At 37.1% G+C, this 17,982-nt stretch carries 23 protein-coding genes and 1 pseudogene; 4 read left to right on the top strand and 20 right to left on the bottom strand.

What is annotated here, in order from left to right; genetic code table 11:
- Window positions 1-414: 414 nt before the first annotated feature.
- Window positions 415-699, bottom strand: a complete 285-nt coding sequence (locus NQ095_RS08335; RefSeq protein WP_258263022.1) for a hypothetical protein — start codon at window positions 697-699, stop codon at window positions 415-417.
- Window positions 700-989: 290 nt separating this feature from the next.
- Between NQ095_RS08335 and NQ095_RS08330 the strand changes: the two genes are divergently transcribed.
- Complete coding sequence (locus tag NQ095_RS08330; protein WP_258263021.1) at window positions 990-1,163, top strand: hypothetical protein; 174 nt, start codon at window positions 990-992, stop codon at window positions 1,161-1,163.
- 719 nt (window positions 1,164-1,882) lie between these two features.
- On the opposite strand, the gene NQ095_RS08325 is transcribed toward NQ095_RS08330, so the two are convergent.
- The 5 genes and pseudogenes from NQ095_RS08325 to NQ095_RS08305 all read right to left on the bottom strand — a co-directional run bounded on the left by NQ095_RS08325 (window position 1,883) and on the right by NQ095_RS08305 (window position 5,185).
- Complete coding sequence (locus NQ095_RS08325) at window positions 1,883-2,347, bottom strand: NUDIX hydrolase (RefSeq protein WP_258263020.1); 465 nt, start codon at window positions 2,345-2,347, stop codon at window positions 1,883-1,885.
- A gap of 221 nt (window positions 2,348-2,568) precedes the next feature.
- On the bottom strand, window positions 2,569-3,033 hold the full coding sequence (locus tag NQ095_RS08320; RefSeq protein WP_258263158.1) for a hypothetical protein: 465 nt from the start codon (window positions 3,031-3,033) through the stop codon (window positions 2,569-2,571).
- 2 nt (window positions 3,034-3,035) lie between these two features.
- Window positions 3,036-3,824, bottom strand: coding sequence for a hypothetical protein (locus NQ095_RS08315; protein WP_258263157.1), 789 nt, complete (start codon window positions 3,822-3,824; stop codon window positions 3,036-3,038).
- A 165-nt stretch (window positions 3,825-3,989) separates the two neighbouring features.
- The gene (locus NQ095_RS08310) at window positions 3,990-4,451 is read right to left on the bottom strand and encodes a nucleoside 2-deoxyribosyltransferase (protein WP_258263019.1); all 462 of its coding nucleotides are present in this window, start codon (window positions 4,449-4,451) and stop codon (window positions 3,990-3,992) included.
- Between the two features lie 137 nt (window positions 4,452-4,588).
- Window positions 4,589-5,185 (bottom strand): annotated as a pseudogene (locus NQ095_RS08305) (class I SAM-dependent methyltransferase).
- Window positions 5,186-5,297: 112 nt separating this feature from the next.
- Here NQ095_RS08305 and NQ095_RS08300 point away from each other — a divergent pair.
- Entirely contained in the window at window positions 5,298-5,654 is a 357-nt protein-coding gene (locus NQ095_RS08300; protein ID WP_258263018.1) for a hypothetical protein, read from the top strand.
- Between the two features lie 27 nt (window positions 5,655-5,681).
- Here the strand turns inward: NQ095_RS08300 and NQ095_RS08295 are convergent, their stop codons facing one another.
- The 12 genes from NQ095_RS08295 to bla all read right to left on the bottom strand — a co-directional run bounded on the left by NQ095_RS08295 (window position 5,682) and on the right by bla (window position 14,921).
- The gene (locus NQ095_RS08295; protein WP_258263017.1) at window positions 5,682-6,584 is read right to left on the bottom strand and encodes a sensor histidine kinase; all 903 of its coding nucleotides are present in this window, start codon (window positions 6,582-6,584) and stop codon (window positions 5,682-5,684) included.
- Window positions 6,585-6,604: 20 nt separating this feature from the next.
- Window positions 6,605-7,354 (bottom strand): ABC transporter permease, encoded by a 750-nt coding sequence (locus NQ095_RS08290; RefSeq protein ID WP_258263016.1) that lies wholly within the window; start codon window positions 7,352-7,354, stop codon window positions 6,605-6,607.
- A complete protein-coding gene (locus NQ095_RS08285; protein ID WP_258263015.1) occupies window positions 7,347-8,270 on the bottom strand; it encodes an ATP-binding cassette domain-containing protein in 924 nt (307 codons plus the stop codon). Before NQ095_RS08285 ends, NQ095_RS08290 begins: the two co-directional genes overlap by 8 nt.
- A gap of 106 nt (window positions 8,271-8,376) precedes the next feature.
- Complete coding sequence (locus NQ095_RS08280; RefSeq protein WP_375162822.1) at window positions 8,377-9,102, bottom strand: response regulator transcription factor; 726 nt, start codon at window positions 9,100-9,102, stop codon at window positions 8,377-8,379.
- A gap of 430 nt (window positions 9,103-9,532) precedes the next feature.
- Window positions 9,533-10,141: a group-specific protein gene (locus tag NQ095_RS08275; RefSeq protein ID WP_258263014.1), complete on the bottom strand. Its 609-nt coding sequence runs from the start codon at window positions 10,139-10,141 to the stop codon at window positions 9,533-9,535.
- 166 nt (window positions 10,142-10,307) lie between these two features.
- On the bottom strand, window positions 10,308-10,553 hold the full coding sequence (locus NQ095_RS08270) for a hypothetical protein (protein ID WP_258263013.1): 246 nt from the start codon (window positions 10,551-10,553) through the stop codon (window positions 10,308-10,310).
- 169 nt (window positions 10,554-10,722) lie between these two features.
- On the bottom strand, window positions 10,723-10,881 hold the full coding sequence (locus NQ095_RS08265) for a hypothetical protein (RefSeq protein WP_258263012.1): 159 nt from the start codon (window positions 10,879-10,881) through the stop codon (window positions 10,723-10,725).
- Window positions 10,882-11,004: 123 nt separating this feature from the next.
- Window positions 11,005-11,358, bottom strand: a complete 354-nt coding sequence (locus NQ095_RS08260) for a Na(+)/H(+) antiporter subunit C (protein ID WP_258263011.1) — start codon at window positions 11,356-11,358, stop codon at window positions 11,005-11,007.
- 94 nt (window positions 11,359-11,452) lie between these two features.
- A complete protein-coding gene (locus NQ095_RS08255) occupies window positions 11,453-11,776 on the bottom strand; it encodes a hypothetical protein (protein WP_258263010.1) in 324 nt (107 codons plus the stop codon).
- Between the two features lie 199 nt (window positions 11,777-11,975).
- The gene (locus NQ095_RS08250) at window positions 11,976-12,548 is read right to left on the bottom strand and encodes a hypothetical protein (RefSeq protein ID WP_258263009.1); all 573 of its coding nucleotides are present in this window, start codon (window positions 12,546-12,548) and stop codon (window positions 11,976-11,978) included.
- Between the two features lie 252 nt (window positions 12,549-12,800).
- Window positions 12,801-13,673 carry an immunity 26/phosphotriesterase HocA family protein gene (locus NQ095_RS08245; protein WP_258263008.1) on the bottom strand — a complete coding sequence of 291 codons (873 nt, stop codon included), beginning with the start codon at window positions 13,671-13,673 and terminating at the stop codon, window positions 12,801-12,803.
- 336 nt (window positions 13,674-14,009) lie between these two features.
- Complete coding sequence (gene bla, locus NQ095_RS08240) at window positions 14,010-14,921, bottom strand: class A beta-lactamase (RefSeq protein ID WP_483880573.1); 912 nt, start codon at window positions 14,919-14,921, stop codon at window positions 14,010-14,012.
- Between the two features lie 90 nt (window positions 14,922-15,011).
- Here bla and NQ095_RS08235 point away from each other — a divergent pair, with 90 nt between their 5' ends.
- The gene (locus tag NQ095_RS08235; protein WP_258263007.1) at window positions 15,012-15,854 is read left to right on the top strand and encodes a sialate O-acetylesterase; all 843 of its coding nucleotides are present in this window, start codon (window positions 15,012-15,014) and stop codon (window positions 15,852-15,854) included.
- Window positions 15,851-16,390 (top strand): PadR family transcriptional regulator, encoded by a 540-nt coding sequence (locus NQ095_RS08230; protein ID WP_258263006.1) that lies wholly within the window; start codon window positions 15,851-15,853, stop codon window positions 16,388-16,390. Before NQ095_RS08235 ends, NQ095_RS08230 begins: the two co-directional genes overlap by 4 nt.
- A gap of 172 nt (window positions 16,391-16,562) precedes the next feature.
- On the opposite strand, the gene NQ095_RS08225 is transcribed toward NQ095_RS08230, so the two are convergent.
- Both NQ095_RS08225 and NQ095_RS08220 read right to left on the bottom strand, forming a co-directional pair.
- Window positions 16,563-16,769 carry a hypothetical protein gene (locus NQ095_RS08225; RefSeq protein ID WP_258263005.1) on the bottom strand — a complete coding sequence of 69 codons (207 nt, stop codon included), beginning with the start codon at window positions 16,767-16,769 and terminating at the stop codon, window positions 16,563-16,565.
- Window positions 16,770-17,107: 338 nt separating this feature from the next.
- Window positions 17,108-17,914 (bottom strand): aldo/keto reductase, encoded by an 807-nt coding sequence (locus NQ095_RS08220; protein ID WP_258263004.1) that lies wholly within the window; start codon window positions 17,912-17,914, stop codon window positions 17,108-17,110.
- Window positions 17,915-17,982: the final 68 nt, after the last annotated feature.

Below are 17,982 nucleotides of genomic sequence, written 5' to 3'. Positions count from 1 at the left end.
TGAAGGTTAACGAGATAGTACACGAATGGTATTCTGGTACCCATCATTTACACCTGGAGCTAGGAATATAGATATTTATCACAATTTAACGTGTATTCAACCAGAGTTACATACATGTTAGAATTTACTACTTAACTAATTATTCCATAATAAGAGGCATAACCCTGCTTGTGGTTATGCCTGAAAACGTGCTCGTGGATTGATTCTTACTCGTCTGTTACCTGTCCTTTTAAGGACAACACCATATTTGTTTAGGAAAAAGCAATTATTTAAGTATCGAATTATTTCATTATCCTGCCTGATTAAAGAAGGGCAATAGCTGGATCAATTAGCTGATCTTCAATAATTGCGCCAGTTAGTCATACACAAAGACTTACCCATTAATTGCATATTATATGAATGATGATACATTAATCATTTCTTACCTTTAAGTTCAAAAAGTATAGGTGCTATATTTAGTAAGATCGAAACAATTGTCAAAAACCATAATGCCCTTTCCATACCAGGTACTACATCCCCTAAAGCTGACCAATCTTCTATTTTTACCCACCTGGATACAAGACTATATTCTGTACAAATTGTTAATGCAGTAAATGATAATCCTACCGCCATAGCAAGCTTATAATCCTTTCCTGCTCTATACATATAAAGATTAATAAAAGTTGCTATTATGGCAATAACCCCAAATATAATAAACATTACTTTCCCCCTATTTTTGGCCGTGTAATATTACTAATGTGCATCTTCTCAATTTTTTGCATTACTTTATTTATTAGACATAATACGTAAATATTTATTTTACAGTAATCCCTCATTCCTATTGATTCTTATTGAACAATTCTTCCCATTAACTCAATACCAATTATTTCAAGAACAAAGATTCGTTGTCTAAATGTGATAGATATGATTAATATGTCATTTCCCCTCATAAAAAATAATCCAGAAAGGAGCCGATTTTGATACAATAAAAGAAAAAGCAGGTGTAAACTATGAAAATTAAAACCTTTACCGTTATGAGTAGTAGCAAAAAGCTTGATGAAAAAGTGAATGAATTTTTAGATAGTGATATTGAATTAGTTGATATAAAATTTAGTAATAGTGCGAACGGATTAGCTGTTTTGATTATGTATAATGAAAATAATGAACAAAATGATCTGATCTAGTCAATGAAAGCCAGTGTTCAGGTTCATTATGAGACTCTCTCGATTAGATAACTCTTGGATCCTTAGGTGCAATCATTAAAGAAGGGCAATAGCCAGATCAATTAGCTGATCTTTAGGTCTATTGTAATTAAACCTATAATTAATTAGTCGAGCCATTTAACGATTATTATTGTTAAAAAAATGATAGCTATAATTATGATTTCAAATTTATCATTACTTTCTCTTATTCTCCTGATTTTTTGTCTATATTTATTTTGAATCTTAAATGAATCCTTTTTCTTATGCTTCTCCATTTTGGACCCCCAAATAAATGATATCTTTCCGAAGGAACATTCATTCTTTATTTCATTAATCTGCCCATTTATTGAAGAAGAGAAATAGCATGTGTTTAATAAGTTTGGATCTTCATTTGTTGCCCCTTTAACTGAATGGACGGATAACAATTTATAACTATACTGCTGATTAACTCAATTTTTCAGGGTTTAAAGCGTAAAGTTCTATAAATCCACAGTTAGAACAAACATAACAAGGAGAGACCTCACTCATAGTTTTCGAGTTTGCCTTTTCTGTTGATTTATAAACCCTGATTGGGTAGCTGTCTAACCTAGCTTCCACCATTGCTGATTCACATTTAATACAAATTCCCCTCATAATACTCAACCCCCTATTATTTACTCACTTATTCCTTTTAACTGCCCTGTATTTTAAGAGTAGATAGCTTAATATCCCTTAAAAAGCTGCTCATTGATTACTCCAATTGAATATATGTTTTCTTCTAATAAGTTATTAATTATTTGTTTTAATACATGCGGTTCTCGCAAATCCTCTTTTTCAAATGCTAAAAGGTCATTCGTTTTTATCCACCTGCTGTCAGTAATTTCATCTTCTTCAAGATTTAATGTACCTCCAGTGACCTCACCAATAAAATGAAATAAAATGACTTGATTGTTCGTATTACTGGTGAAATTATATACTCCGGTCGTACCAATCAGTTTTACATCTAAACCCGTTTCCTCTTTAGCTTCCCTCCTAGCTGAATAAAGAATATCCTCACCATACTCTATATGCCCACTCGGAAAGTTCCACTTATGGACAGCATTGGGTTTATTTTCTTTTATCATTAAGACTTTATCATCACTAAAGATTGATACACTTGATACTAATACAATTCCATCTTGAGACATCCATTTCTCCTCAATTCTAATTAAAGATTACATTTTCGTTATTAAATTTAGCTTCTTCTTTCTTTAATCCTCTCTTTAACTTAATACCAATTATTTCAAATTCCAGCAGCGTTCTCAAGATAAATTTGAAACTAAAAAGGGGCTCATCCTGTTCCGGATAGCCCCTTTTCTTGAATAACACAGGGAATTTGAATTAGCTGAATGTAATTTCATTTAATCTTTTAATTTTTTATTACTTTAGCTAATCCTAGGGCAAAATGCTCCCATAGTATTTTTTCAACAACCTCTCCTTTTGTTTCGTCACACTCGACAATGAGAAGGACTTCGGATTGTTTCCCCTTTAATCTATGCTGTTTTTTATTGCTTAATAAGACCATAAACAATCGAATCAGTAGGCCAATAATAAATCCACTAACCGCACCGATTAATCCCCAATAGATCGGTCCCCACTTAAGTTCAAATCCGATGCTAGCCGTGATGACCGCAAATGCAGTGGCTAAAGGCATGGCAATATCGATAAGGGATATTCCGTCTGACCGATGCAGCGTATCAAATATTTTTCTGCTTTCTTCTCGATTATCAAGTGGGACAGCGTATATATTTTCCTTTTTTATGCCCACTTTTTCTAAATTTAATATGGCGATTTCCAAGTATATATGATTTTCATACGTCGAAAATAATTGCATATTCATATAAGCTTTTTTCCTTTCAGAATGCGAAATGTCCTTCCTTGATACTGTTCTTTAAGAAACCGCCTCTGCTCTTTCTCGTAAAGCTTATTATTTTCTACTGTATTCATATAGGCATCAACGATAGCGAAACCATATAAGGAAGGAAACATAAGCAACCACTCCGGATTCAGTACGCTAGTCGCTCTTTCTATTTCTCCTAAAAATAGCAAAGATACTCCTTCTAACATGTGAGAGTAATAAAAGAAAACAATACTCCAAATGATCACGACAAACCCTGAAACGATTCGATGAATGTAGAGCTGTCCCAGGCCAGGCATGAATAATGACCATAATGCTGCTAAGAACGGGTTCCTTTTATCCAAATAATTGATTTCTAATGCCCCGATACTAAAGGAGTTTATTTTATGGTTTTCTCGTTCGGTGAGTATATAAATGTTATTCAAATCAACGGTCGTACGATAACTATCCCAGATTGCAAAGATGTAGACTGGTATGTATATCAAGAGCCATCGAGTATCCAATACCTCTTTTGCCATTGGGATATTCCCCTGAAATGAATAAATCATGGCCGAGTTCACATGAGCTTTTAAATTGATCACCACTTCCCAGGTTAATAAAAGGAACCCCCTGATATACTTAGAAAGCAATAAATGGCCGAAACCGGGAAAAGATACTGACCACCATGCAATAATATAGGGATTTCTTAAATGAATCTGGGTAGTGCCAAGAATACTAACATAAGCCTTGTATCTTCTTGCAGTGTTGTCGTTCGAATAATTATCAATAAGAATCCATCCTCAAGTATTAATAGATGTCCTTATTTTTCCATACTTTTTGAAATTTATTATAAATGTTTTATATGACTATTTATTCCATTTTCCTTTAACAGAATAACCAGCAAATAAAAAACATCGCCTCCATTCATACGGAAAGAGGCGATGTCTCCTTGCTCATATAACCGGTCCCTCATACGGAGCTTTCGGCATCCGGTGAAAATCGTACCTCGCCAGGTCTTCCACTTTCGTGAAGTAGGCGTGTAAACTGTTAGCCATCATTAAATTCATGGTTGCATTTTTTTCATTGATCAATAGGATTGGCTTACGCATGGAGTAAGCGTAACCTATTTCAAATGCTGTCCCGCTGTCCACATATTTGCCTTCGAAATCACGAATCCCAACCAGCACATCAGCACGTCTCAAGTTTCTCAGATCATTTCGGAAGACCTTCCTCCTCCACTCTTTGGATCCGAATTCGAGATGTTCAAACTGATGAAATCGTGCAGAAAAGATCTCCGATACATAAGGGTTCTGCATAAGGGCGCTCTCAAGCCTTTGTACCCGGTCAATTTGCTCCTCGCTGAAGAAAGGACTTGCGATAAATACTCTGATATTCCTTACATTCGTGCTTTCCATAGGACCTCCCAGGAGACGTATTTACTACGTATCATATTAGGGATCTCCCATGTTCATGTATAAGAATTTTTTTGATGTTGACTGACATAAATATAACGAGTATGCCTGCACATACTCGTTACGGCTTTAATACTGATTCACTTTATACTACTCGCAATAAACATCGAAGCATCCTGTTTCATGAAGATTTGCTCTCCGTGATAAAATGTCCTGATCTCAGTAGATGTAAATCCCGCCTCCGATAATCTTTCTTTCAGTTCTTCATGATCAAAGCCGTTATGTACCTTCGGATGGCTGATATTCTCGTTCTTGTCAAAGTCGACAATGATGAGTTTGCCCCCATCAGGGAGGATGTTCGATAGCTCTTGTAAAATTTGCTGGGTATCAGGGATATGAAGAAGGACGAGTGACATGAGCACGATGTCAGCTTTCAGTTCGGGGGTCCCTTCGGTAAAATCGGAATAGAGGACATCAGCGTTCTGGATCCCTCTTTGAATGATCTTTGCTTTAGCCACTTCTACCATCTGCTCGGATGAATCGATCAACAGAGCAGATTCAACCCTATCTGTTATGGCTAAGCTCACAAGTCCTGTACCGCTTCCTTAATCGATAAGGGTTTTGGATGTACTGTCCTGCAGTTCCTTTTTGACTTCCTCGACAATGATTTCGGCAAGTTTCGTTTTCTCTTCTGTATCATATCGTTTGGCCATTTCTTCAAAGACGTTTGGTTCCATTATCCACTCTCCTCATTTAAGGTTCCTTGAGGATATTATATCAAAAGTCCGTACAGCGTATTTATTTTTGTTACACTACTTATAGTTCAATTCTAGAAAATGGAGGTGCTTTATGGAACATATCACACCGGAAGAACAGCAGCAGTCGATTGAAGCGTTTCAGTCGATTATCCGTAAATCGGAAACTGCCCTTACGAATATGAAACCAGGTACATCACAGAAAAAGTTGCTTGAGAAGCGGTTGGATGCAGCACGAATTGGAAAAAAAGTGTTGCATGCGCGATGGGAAGATAAGAAGCTGGATGTCAGCAAAGAAGAGCTGTTAGCGGCAAAAGAGGTACTGGAGGGACTATTACTGACACTTCCGTCCTTTCTGGAAAAAACAAAGCCAGGAAGTGGACAGCGGACGTATATTAAGAGGAGAATAAAGGCATTTCAAATTGCCGTACGATATATGGATGACTACTAAAAAAACGAGTATGAAATCATTAAGATTTTATACTCGCCTCCCTATACCAAATTCCCATTCACATATCATGGTTAGATGGTTCTCCTCTAATTCTGCATGAATACTTCCGTTCATTTTTTCCATCAAGCTTTTCGCAATCGGTAAACCAAGCCCTGTACCTTTTCCGGTTCTTGTTTGATCCGCCTTATAAAAACGGTCGAACATTTGATGTACATCAAGTTCACTCATTTTTCCAACAGAGTTTGAGATTTTCAGTTGAACGGCTGTATCCAGCTCTTTAAGCTGGATGGTTACATTCCCGGTTGAGTATCTAATGGCATTCACTGCTAAATTTTCAATCACTCTTTTTACGAGAGAGGGATCTGCTACCATCATAATTTCCTGATCAGGAATATGAACGTCCGGTTCTATATTCCGTTTATTAAATTCCTCATAAAATCCTAAAAGTGCTTCAATAACCAGATGGTTAAAACTGATCTTTTCCATTTTCATTGGGTAATCTGCCTGTTCGATGATCGACAGCTCGAAGAAATCTTCAAGTAACACCTTTAACCTGCCCGCACTATTTTTGATGGTGTGGATGTATTTCTTCTTTGTCTCATCACTTATTTCATCTGACTCCAGAAATTGAATATATCCTAAAATAGACGTCATTGGTGTGCGAATATCATGAGATATATGAGAGATTGCCTGTCTTAATTCATTTTCAGTGGAGCGTTTGACTGCTTCAGCCTGTTTCGTCATATCAATCTGATGGTTAATCTTCTGTGCTAACTCCTCGAAATCACGGTCATAATAGCTGATGGTTATTTTTTTCTCTGATTGACGAAGCTGCAGGGTTGCACTTTTTATTTCCTTTTTCAACAGATAAAAATGGGTGAGGACATATGTGAATGCTACCAGGACGGCTATCAATAAGTAGAATATCATGTGACCTCACCCACTTTCGTTTACTTAATTTCTTTTCTTTGGAAAATCATGCTCCCTAAGGCACCAAATAACAGAAACGTCAGAATGGGAACCACTATTATGATTAGAACATCCCCGCTCTTCAACGTATCCACCATAATAATATCGTAAATCAACTTAAAGATGGAATGATTTAAAATGGTTTCAAACAATGGCACTTTTGCCGCCAGCATTTGCAGGGGCCAATCAGCAAATACAAAGAACAGGAGAAGAAACCCTATCGTTTTCCCACTGTCTGTAAACAGGATCGAAAAGATCGCCATAATGGAAGCGAAGGCTGCCCCGTACAATGTAATCAATCCCAGCGTTTGGAAGTAATAACTCCACCCAGGCATCTCGTCAAATCCAAAATAGAAGGCACTGGATCCCGTCATCAAGATCGGTAATATCAATGAGATGATGATCGCTCCAATTGAAAATACGATAAGCTTTGCAGAGTAGATCCGGAACCTGCTATTGCCTGAAGATACCATACTTTTCATCGTACCCATGGAATATTCACTCGTAATGAAGAAGCCTGCCAAAATACTTGGGATAAGCTTTACTATATTCGCATGAGGACCGAGAATACTATCCCGATAATAATCCTTAACGGTTGGCAATCCTGAAGCTCCATTATCGAATTCTATCAGTGGAAACAACACTGCTGCCGCAACTAACATCCAGGTCAGGAATCGAAATGACCGATCTTTCTTTAATTTATACCACTCCGTTTTGAAGAGATTACCCATGCTGAACACCTCCGATACGATGACTAAAGTACGTTTCCAAATCTTCCCCCATTGGCATAAATTGTTCTATGACCAATCCTTCACTGGTTAAGATTTTGGAGACCTCACCCGGTACATCAACATAGGCAAACAGTCTGATGGTTCCATCAGGCATGACTTCAAACTCTTGTGTGGAAAAATGATTTTCGATTACCGTTGCAGCTTTATGGGGATCGTCCACTTTAATATGCAAGTATTGCTGACATTTTTCATTCAATTCTTTGGCAGAAAGTTGTTCCAACAATTCTCCGTGATGAATAATCCCATAGTGCGTGGCCAGTAGGTGCAGCTCACTTAATATATGACTGGAGATTAGGATCGTAATCCCATATTCTTGATTCAGCTTTTTAAGTAATTCCCGTACTTCGACGACACCCATTGGATCCAGACCATTTATCGGTTCATCCAGAATCAAAAACTCAGGATCCCCTAATAATGCGATACCCAGACCCAGACGCTGTTTCATCCCTAAAGAAAAATTCTTCGCCTTCTTTTTCCCTGTATTCTGCAACCCGACTAACGTCAAGGTTTTTTCAATGCAGTCTTTTCCCGGTATTCCCTTCAGCAGACGGTGTGCTTCCAGATTTTCAGCGGCAGTCATCTGGGGGTATAGAGCGGGACCTTCAATGATCGTCCCTATTCTTTTTCTGGCTTCAATGATATTTCGCTCATCGTTTTCTCCAAACAACTCAAATGTACCTCTCGTTGGATAGGCTAGTCCGGTGATCAAACGAATCAGCGTTGATTTACCGGCCCCATTTTGTCCGATAAAGCCATAAATGGACCCTTTTTCGATCATGACACTCACTTTATTAAGCGCCATTTTATTTTGATATGTTTTTGACAATTGGTTGGTTTTTAACACATACTCACTCATCAATATTCCCCTCCTTTATCACTTGTTCAGTGTCTTGCTCCTTGAACACTCTTACAGTATAAGAAGGAAAACGTAAGAAAGTCTTAAGTGAAATCTTAAGAAAACCTTAAGTTTTAAGTTTATAGCCCATCCCCCAGATGGTTTCGATATACTCTTCATGCTGATTCGCTTTCGCAAGCTTACTTCTGATATTACTCACATGAACATTAATGGTATTATCGTCCCCATGGAATTTCTCATTCCACACACTCTCAAACAAATTAGACTTGGAAAAAACCTTTTTAGGGGAGGTTATCATGAGAAGAAGGATCTCATATTCCCGTGCCGTTAATTTGAGCTCATTCCCATTCACTGTCACTCTTTTTGCATCCGTATCCAATATAATATCTTTATACATCATATGATTCGCTAATGGAGCACCTGATAGATCACGATATCTTCTCAGGCATGAATCAATTCTCGCCGATACCTCATCAACATCAAAAGGCTTTGTAATATAGTCATCCGCACCAGCTCTCAACGAATTGATCTTCGTTTGAGTTTCAAGCTTTGCCGAAATGATAATAACCGGAACATTGCTTTCTTTTGTTACCTTTTTTAATAAATCTTCACCGGATAAACCCGGGAGCATCAAATCAATTAACACCATGTCCCATGTTCGGCTATCAAGGTAGATCTCTGCTTCCGTACCTGAATAAGCGGCCTTCGGGGAATAACCACTCTTTCTAACAATACTGCACAGCAAGCCATTAATATCCTCATCATCTTCAATTATTAGAATATCCACAGAATCCTTCAACGAAATCACCCTCACAATTATTACCATTATCATTCATTGAAATCAGGTTAATGTCAAGTAATCCTCACACACGCAAAAAATGAGGAAGGTGTCCGACCCGAATTCTTATCGCCCATCAGGAAACCAGAAGTAATAGCATACTCAAGAGAAACTTTTAACTAAAAAGAAGCTTATCCTTATTTTGGATAAGCCCCGTTAGTTTAAGAGTAAATCATCACAATCTTTAATAAAAGCAAGTGTCTTCTCAAATAATTTTGGCTGAGTCTCTACATAAGTTAGGCTTAATTGGAGGTTTTCAAATAGTTTTACTTCGTCAATTTCCGATACAGGTAATTGACCAATCTCTTGTATTCTTGCAAAGAATAACCTCCCAAGCTAAGTTGCCCCGTTAATCCAATAACTTCAACGAAAAAGCATTAATCCTTCTTAGATCAACGCCGACTTTACTTGAATAACAATTTGTCTAGTTAACATCACAACACTTTACTAAATTTGATATTACCTCTGGTCTGTGTTTATACCTAAAAACATCTTCAATAGGTAGAACTGCATACCAAGAATTTTCAGATTGTCCAGTTAAAAACGCTCTATCATAAATCAAATCAATTTTTAGTCGTTTATCTGCATTTATTGAATCCGATAATTCCCTATAGATCTTATTCATTCTATCATCATCAAAAACACCCTCAAGGGCAATCTTTCCATAAATTTCATCCCACCAAGCCAAAAAGGACTTAACACTTTCTGAATATCCGTAAAAACCTGTTTCATTATCCTCAAACAATTTTTGAAATAATGCTTTGTCAAAATCTAATATTCCATTATGGTCATACATACCACTATTATTGTTGTTATTTAATGTCTCTTCCCATACTTCATTATAGGTCTGTTCAAATTCACCATCTAACATCCCCCACTTTGAACTATCTAAATATGGAAATAGAGGAGTATCTTTATCTTGATTTTTACTATTCAGATATATGTTTTGAACATATATTAAATAATTTAATGAGTAAGGTGCATTTACTTCTATTTCAAATCCACTATGTACTCTTTCTTGATTATTACCCATTAAAACATTCCTCCCTCAATCATTTTATTCAATTAACCTGGCTATTAATTGAAGAAGGGAAGTAACCGGCGATCAATTAGGTGATCTTCAGTTATAGCCCCCTATAGTTGAATAAGCTCAATTAATAACAAACTTAGCTGAACTAAACCGAAATCTCCTCTATGGATTAACCGCCTATTCCCTTGGCTAATAATAAGAAAAATACAAAAATAAGAACTGCTCCATTCGTTAAAACTCCAAGAATCCCTGACAACCACTTTTTAGACATAGCAGCAAAAACGATTCCAATTACCGAAAGAATCCCCAAAATGGTAATCCCTAACGACAAATCTGCGTTAGGTCCTCTTAGTAGCAGAAACACAGTTACACTAATTAGCAGCATTAATAATGATAATAAACCGTATTGGTTCATCTTTTCATTCCCCCTCTACAATTCTGTTGAGCTTTACTTTGTATATCCCTCTTTTAATTAGACGGAAGCATAATCACTTAGGTTTCGAATTATTCAATTAATGCTGCCCTTTTCTTGAACAAACTAGTGTCGGCTGTTTATTCAGGACACGCCCACTTTATTTATGAAGTTAGCGTGTAAACCACCAAACAAAAAATAAAGTTATAGCTAAGATAAACCAAATAAGTGCGATTATATATTTTCTTTCGGTTTTTTTCTTTCCAAATTTAGCAGCAATTACACCACCAATTAAAGCAATAGCTATTGCAGCCCAAGTCCAAAAAGTCATTTAAAACTCCCCCTTTCGAAATAAATAAACTACATCAAATCACCTTTTCATTAACCTGCCCCTTTAATGTAATAAAGAATATGCAAAAGGCCAACACCTATCTTGCGAAAAGTAGTACTATTTTCACGTCAAACGATCCTCGTTTTCACTCATTCTCTCCATATTATCGGTTTCCAGTTCCTGATAAGCTCTGTACGCTAAAACTAAGAAAAATGCAGTTACTCCAAAACTAATTACAATTGCTGTTAAAATTAATGCCTGAGGGAGAGGATCTATATATCCTTTAGAAGAATGTTCACCCAGTAGGGGAGGCGCTTCTTCTCCCTTTGGTAATCCTCCCATTGTTATAAGCAAAAGGTGAACCGCGTGACTGAGAAGCCCTGTGCCGATAATAATTCTAAGTAGACTTTTAGAAAGTATTAAATAAACCGCACACATCATAATTATTCCGATTACTATGGACATTAATATTTCCACTCAAAATCCCCCTGTTCTTCCGTTATCCTGTCCTTTACTAGAACAAAGGGCGACTGCTTGTTCAGCAAACGCCCCTGTTACTTGAATATAGGTATTAGTGTGATACTGGATTAGTCGCAAGATAAATAGCCATAAATATGCTAAAACAACCTAACAGAAAGAGAGTTGTAAGGACAACCTTTCTACCTATTTGTCCAGTGAAGTAGATATTCACTAAAAGAAAATAGATAAAAGCGCTTCCAACAATACAGTACAAAAATTGTTTGGTGTCCTCTATTGAAGGGAGTGGAGTTGTTATATTAGTTAATGCTGTCCCAGCAAATATGAAAAGTCCTAATATGTTTAGTAACTTCCCCATACTTACTTCATTTTTGGTCACCGCTTGATCATATTGAGAAGTTTGAACATTAGTTTCCAAAGTGACACCACCATTTTAAATACTTTACTAACTATACGAATTTATCGAACAAAAGTTTCAATACTTTATGTATTTATTCAACAAACCTGCCCATTAATTGAAGAAGGCAGTAGCCGGTGATCAATTAGCTGATCTTCAGTTATTGCCCCCTTTTATGGAATAAAGGAACCTAAAAGTAAGGTCTTAGATTTACCTTTTTTCATTTTTCCTTGAACTGTACATCTGTTTCTTTTTCTAAGTAATTAGCAATATATCTTATGTTTTCTTGGTGTTTTTCGTTTCCATTTTTTGGGATGTAGAATTTTTTCTGAGATTTTCCATCCCCATGATAAAAAAGAAGATGTTTGGAGGTAGAAATTACTTCTAGATTTTTACCCACGACTATCTTGTGTTGTCCATTCCCAAGTAAAAAGGACATTATTTCCTGATCAAACGCTATACTATATTCTTCACCGTTTAATGGCTGGTATTTCTCTTTTAAATTCCGAGCAGATTTTTTTAAGAAAGTACTAATTCTAAACCAAAAAAGAAGAAAGAGAAACAGGAGTACTATAAGTGATAAAAACAAAGCAAATATACCCGCAAACATAGCATCGGGAAATGAGCTAGCATACTCTTGAAAAGCGTTATTCCAGTACAAGAATAATAGTAACCAAATAACCAGTATCCCAATAATTCCAAAGATATTAACCTTTCTAAAATACGGCAGAAATTTGAGAAGCTCATAATATCCGTCATCAGAAAGATTAAATTTAAATGATTTATTTTGCAATAGAGGTCCTCCTCTCTGATTGTAAGTCTAAATTAACATCGTTTTCCGCGTTTCGTTGGTGAGCCTTCGTAAATAAAGTAAAACCTGCACCATTCCCACTTTATTATTTTAATGTTACTTATTCCATTAACCTGCCCTTTAGCCGAAGATGCTAACACTTGCTGGCGTAGTTGAAGGGAGGCGGCTGCTGCTTCAGCAAACACCCCCGTTAGTGTAAGTACATTTCTTCTCAATCTTACCTGTTAAACTTTTTTACTCCCATTTTTTTTCTTTCCGATAAGGGTTCCTTTCGGATAAAGATAAAACCTTAGCAGTCAAAGGACGTTTAATAGATGGTAACAAAATTTGGTCAAAATAATCCTCTTCAGCAAATACGTTCCAAGGTTTAACTCCGTAAACGGCGTTTGCTAAATCTTCAAGGGTCCCACTTGAAAAACTCCTGGCACCAATACAATCGGTACCGTTGAATTCTTTAGGAACATCCTCTTTTTGAATTCTTACATTCGTATTACCAAGCACCTTCCAACGGTGATTATCTAATGAATTTGGTGTTAATGAGAGGATTGAAATAAAGGGATAACTCATAATTTCTACTAAAGAGGGAATTTCGGTTTTATTAATATCAAATAATCCACAAACAGGGTGTGTATAGTCTTTCCAAACTATTTGTCCAAAGGCGTGTGTACCATTCTCAAGAGGGATTTGGAATATATCTCCCACCTCCCATTTTTGTTTCTTGGGTCTTTTATGTGAGAGTAATTGATTTTTTACAATGCCTATTTCTTGTTCGGCTAAGCTCACCTTAGCAATTTCATTTATAATCAAGGCTATCTCTAGAATAAATTCAGCATTGGTCGTTCGAATAATAACTGCACTTGATTCGTAATCAAAACCAATACGCTTGTATATATTTGGTTCAACCTTTTCTCTAATGGTTTTGCGTAGAAGTTTTAACGCTTCATTATTGGTCTTCAAATTAAACAGTTCTGCTAAATCATCATCAATAAAAAAATAGGAAGTTGAGGCATCGGGTAGTAAGATTTCTATTTTTCCTAATTTGCAAGTCATTTCCATAATGTATCCTTTAACTCCTTTGGAGGTCTTAATAATTGAGTTATTCTCCATTCCTAATTGTATATCCTTCTTCAGCTAAACTGCCCAATAAGTTAATATGAGCAATAATCGGACAAATAGTTGAACTTTGGTTATTGCCCCGGATAGTTGAAGAACATTCCTTTAAAAAACGTCTCATGGTCAATCCACAGGACGTTTTTCCTTTATATACTGATTTTCAACCGATCAGTCCTTTCATCTCATCCCCTCATCCCCTTAAAGAGAGGTAAAAGAAAAATGGATTCTTCTCTAGCATATTTAAGTTTTGGTTTTTTTTTATAAGTTTGATTATTTTCACCCTATGACCTTAAACAATAGCGTCTTTCCCTTGAAGAACATTTCAGAAAATCACCTGAAAGCATTCAGTGCGACCTTAGCTGCCTTTGCGATAAGTTCATTATCATAGGCAGCATCCTCAGTATCACGGCTGGATAGAATCGCGATGATAATCGGGTCTCTATTCGGCGGCCAAACGATAGCGATATCGTTTCGTGTTCCGTAGTCTCCTGCTCCGGATTTATCGCCTACCTCCCACCCTTTAGGTACAGCCGCACGGATCAGTTCGTCTCCAGTAGTATTCCCCCGCATCCAATCGGTTAGGAGTGTACGCTTACCATCCGGGAGAGCGCCGTCGACGGTGAAAGCCTTCAGGTTGTTGGCAAGTGCTCTTGCTGTACTGGTATCACGGATGTCTCCTGGTATGGCACTGTTCAAATCAGTCTCAAAGCGATCTGCCTCGGTGACATGATCTCCGATTTGCCTCAGTGTATTTTCGAAGCCATCAGGTCCGCCGAGTTCCTCTAATAAAAGGTTCCCTGCGGTATTATCGCTGTATCGGATTGCCGCATCGCAAATTTCCCTAAGGGTCATCCCGGTATTCACGTGTTGCTCTGTAATAGGCGAATACGTGACCAGGTCATCTTTGGTATAGGTGATTACCTCGTCAAGTTCGTCAATCGTGTTTTGCTGTAGCACTGCCCCTGCAGCCAAAGCCTTATAGGTGGATGTATAGGCGAACCGTTCATCAGGTCGATAGACCACCGTACGATTGGTACCGGTGTCAATAGCATAGACGCCGAGCCGGGCATCAAACTTTTTCTCGAGTTGCATGAACGTATGAGCAGTCCCATGACTTGTACCTTGTGTGCCGTCTCCTTTTTCTTTTGCTTCGGTCTGCATTAATCCGTTTCCAAAGAGGCTTAAACTTAATAGTCCAACACACATCAAGATTTTTAATATTCCGACATTTTTCAACATCATCAGTCCTCTCATATTTTATTGACAATAGTCTAATTAGACTTTATACTAGCTTAGTCTAATTAGAGTATTGTGTAAAGGAATGAAAATGAAATGATAAAATCTTTTTTAATGTTAGGGCAATCGAATATGGCAGGTCGTGGATTCTTGCATGAGGTAGACCCTATCTATAATGAAAAAATAAAAATGCTTCGCAACGGTCAGTGGCAAATGATGACAGAGCCCATTAATTATGACCGCCCTGTTGCCGGTGTAAGTCTTGCAGCATCTTTTGCAGACCTGTGTTCGAAAGCCAACCCGGATGATGAAATCGGGTTGATTCCTTGTGCGGAAGGTGGCAGTTCTTTAAATGATTGGCACCCGCAAGGCACTCTTTTCCGACATGCTTTGTCTGAAGCCCGCTTTGCTCTTGAAACCAGTGAAATTAGTGGCGTCCTATGGCATCAGGGTGAGAGTGACAGCCATCAATCTTTACATGAAACGTATTACGACAAATTATCACTTATCATTGAATCGTTACGTAACGAATTAAACCTTCAAGATGTACCATTGATCATTGGTGAGCTTGGTCATTTCTTAGGGAAAGAAGGTTTTGGAAAGTACTCAACAGAGTATCAAGAAATCAACGAAGAATTACGTCGATTTGCCCATGAGCAGGAAAATTCTTATTTTGTATCGGCAGAAGGTCTAACTTCCAATCAGGATGGTATTCATATGAACGCCGTTTCCCAACGGAAGTTCGGTTTTCGCTACTTCGAGGCATTCTCGAACAAGCGTCATATCTCAGGGCCTCTTTCGGATGAAAATCAATCACTAAAGATCAACGATAACTATACGAAAACGGAGCAAATCTATATTCACAGTATGAATTTGGCTCTGGGTAAAATCACATACGTTGAATTTGAAGCACAGATGGCGAAGGTGATGCAACCTTGATTCCCTTACTCATCCTTGGCTTACTTATTCAAAACCCCGGCGCACATGGATACGAACTATTAAGTTTAATGGAAAAACGACATTATAAATATATCGTTAACTTTACTAAAGGATCATTCTATTACAATTTGCAACAACTTGAAGAAAAAGGTTGGATTGAAGAAACACATGAAGGACGGCCAAACAACGGTCGTGAAATTCACACCTTTAAAGTCACGTCTTCAGGGATAGAAGAATTTGATAAGTTAATGGCCAAATACGGAACGAAATCCGAGTATGTAAACTTACCAGTCTATGGGGCATTACTCTTTGCAGATGTCTACGATAAAAATAAATTATTAGAATTAATCCAATCCCAAATTGATCAAACTGAAGCAAGAATTGCGCTTCTCGATGAATACTTAGCTACCCTTAAGGAATTACCTGGTGAAATCGATTATTTTGGTCGCATGAACGAAAATTCTCGTTCTCACCATTTAGTGAACTTAAAATGGTTTAAAGAATTGAAGGCAGATATAGAAGAGGGTTCTGATTAAATAAATACTAAAATCACCTATCCAAAATATGAAATGGCTTTTCAAGGTGAAGCCACTTTAGTGTGGAGATTGTTGCTTCCAGGCATTGGTTTTTCAAATCATAAAAAAGTAGAGCGGGAACCGGTCCCACTCTACTCACCTTACTTGAAGAATAGACACTGCTAGTTCAACCTTAAGAGATGTTACTATTATCCTTATCCGCTAAAAGTTTATCTAATTTTTCTTCGACCCGCTTTAGCCTGCTATTTCTTCTCCTAAGAATAACTATCAATATAATAATGCCCACTGGAATGGCCAAAAGAAATAATAAAGACACCAACTGAAAAATAATATCACCGGTATTTACCGTTGATGATTGTGCTGATGCTAATAGGAACAAAGAAACAACTCCTTTATGTTAATTTATACTAGCTTTTAATAAGTTGCTCATTAATTACACCAATTGAATAATTGGCTAATCTTTATTTCTTGTCCACTCTACTGAAAAAGACACTTTTGGTTTTAATTCTATGTATATATGAGAAACAATTTTCGCTTATCCTCAGCAACCCAACTTTTTAAGAATGTCTTTCAAACTCTTCAATTCATTCACTTCTCCTTCCTCTAAAAGAAGGAATGCGCATTCTGTAAAAAGCGGAACTACGCCAATCTCATTGCTTTTAATTAATCAAAATCCTAGCGATACTATCTCTATCACTAGGATGAAGGACAAACGAATTATAAGGTTTCTATTTTTTTCATATCTTCTGCTGATAATTCGAAATCGAAAAAATCTAAATTAGATGCTTGATTTTCGCGGTTATGGGATTTAGGAATAACGATCACCCCACGTTGGATTTGGTATTTCAATAAGACTTGTGCGCCAGATTTTTTATAGGATTCACCAATCTCATCCAGAACTTCTTTTTGATGGGCTTCGGCTTTCATAGGTCCCCATGCAACAGGTGCAATGCCCTCTTCTTTTAATACAGCAAGGAGATCTTGGTTAGGTTCTGTTAGGTTGATTTGTATTTGATTAACCGCTGGCTTCACTTTAGCGAATTCTTTCAATTCTTCCAGATGCTCTTTTCCAAAGTTTGAAACGCCGATGGCTTTCAGTTTGCCCGCTTCGTAATATTCCTCAAAGACTTCCCAAGTGTTTTTAAGTTGTCCTTTGTCTTCGATAGGAAAGTGAATAAGAAGCAAATCAAGATAGTCTGTTTGAAAGTTTATTAGACTGTTATCGATTGCTGCCCGAGTAGCTTCCTTTGAAGAAATATATTCTTCATTGCCTGGAACTTTTGTCGTAATAAATAACTCTTCCCGAGGCACTGTGCTTTCTGCTAAAACTCTTCCGACAAGTTCTTCGTTTCGATAAACGATGGCTGCATCTATTGAACGATACCCCAACTCAAGTGCTGATATAAGCTCAGGAATTTCATTTGTCAACGCCGCGTTATATTCGTTATTTTCTTTTCCATACGTATTTGTACCAGTACCTACAATTGGCATTTTCAACCCATTATTAAGTGTGATGTATTCCATATGTTTAAGCACTCCCTTTGTATACTCTAATTTTTTTGCTAACAAAGTACATCATACCAAATTATAGA

The sequence above is a fragment of the Rossellomorea sp. SC111 genome (genome assembly GCF_024733565.1).
Classification (GTDB): Bacteria; Bacillota; Bacilli; order Bacillales; family Bacillaceae_B; genus Rossellomorea.
The sequence above is the reverse complement of the archived record's forward strand: the minus strand, read 5'-3'. Positions and strand labels throughout refer to the sequence as shown.

Excerpts from the sequence above, each read along its gene's own strand:
- NQ095_RS08335 (WP_258263022.1), bottom strand. The coding sequence starts at position 699 with ATGTTTATTATATTTGGGGTTATTGCCATAATAGCAACTTTTATTAAT.
- NQ095_RS08330 (WP_258263021.1), top strand. The coding sequence starts at position 990 with ATGAAAATTAAAACCTTTACCGTTATGAGTAGTAGCAAAAAGCTTGAT.
- NQ095_RS08325 (WP_258263020.1), bottom strand. The coding sequence starts at position 2,347 with ATGTCTCAAGATGGAATTGTATTAGTATCAAGTGTATCAATCTTTAGT.
- NQ095_RS08320 (WP_258263158.1), bottom strand. The coding sequence starts at position 3,033 with ATGCAATTATTTTCGACGTATGAAAATCATATATACTTGGAAATCGCC.
- NQ095_RS08310 (WP_258263019.1), bottom strand. The coding sequence starts at position 4,451 with ATGGAAAGCACGAATGTAAGGAATATCAGAGTATTTATCGCAAGTCCT.
- NQ095_RS08300 (WP_258263018.1), top strand. The coding sequence starts at position 5,298 with ATGGAACATATCACACCGGAAGAACAGCAGCAGTCGATTGAAGCGTTT.
- NQ095_RS08295 (WP_258263017.1), bottom strand. The coding sequence starts at position 6,584 with ATGATATTCTACTTATTGATAGCCGTCCTGGTAGCATTCACATATGTC.
- NQ095_RS08290 (WP_258263016.1), bottom strand. The coding sequence starts at position 7,354 with ATGGGTAATCTCTTCAAAACGGAGTGGTATAAATTAAAGAAAGATCGG.
- NQ095_RS08285 (WP_258263015.1), bottom strand. The coding sequence starts at position 8,270 with ATGAGTGAGTATGTGTTAAAAACCAACCAATTGTCAAAAACATATCAA.
- NQ095_RS08280 (WP_375162822.1), bottom strand. The coding sequence starts at position 9,102 with ATGATAATGGTAATAATTGTGAGGGTGATTTCGTTGAAGGATTCTGTG.
- NQ095_RS08275 (WP_258263014.1), bottom strand. The coding sequence starts at position 10,141 with ATGGGTAATAATCAAGAAAGAGTACATAGTGGATTTGAAATAGAAGTA.
- NQ095_RS08270 (WP_258263013.1), bottom strand. The coding sequence starts at position 10,553 with ATGAACCAATACGGTTTATTATCATTATTAATGCTGCTAATTAGTGTA.
- NQ095_RS08265 (WP_258263012.1), bottom strand. The coding sequence starts at position 10,881 with ATGACTTTTTGGACTTGGGCTGCAATAGCTATTGCTTTAATTGGTGGT.
- NQ095_RS08245 (WP_258263008.1), bottom strand. The coding sequence starts at position 13,673 with ATGGAGAATAACTCAATTATTAAGACCTCCAAAGGAGTTAAAGGATAC.
- bla (WP_483880573.1), bottom strand. The coding sequence starts at position 14,921 with ATGATGTTGAAAAATGTCGGAATATTAAAAATCTTGATGTGTGTTGGA.
- NQ095_RS08235 (WP_258263007.1), top strand. The coding sequence starts at position 15,012 with ATGATAAAATCTTTTTTAATGTTAGGGCAATCGAATATGGCAGGTCGT.
- NQ095_RS08220 (WP_258263004.1), bottom strand. The coding sequence starts at position 17,914 with ATGGAATACATCACACTTAATAATGGGTTGAAAATGCCAATTGTAGGT.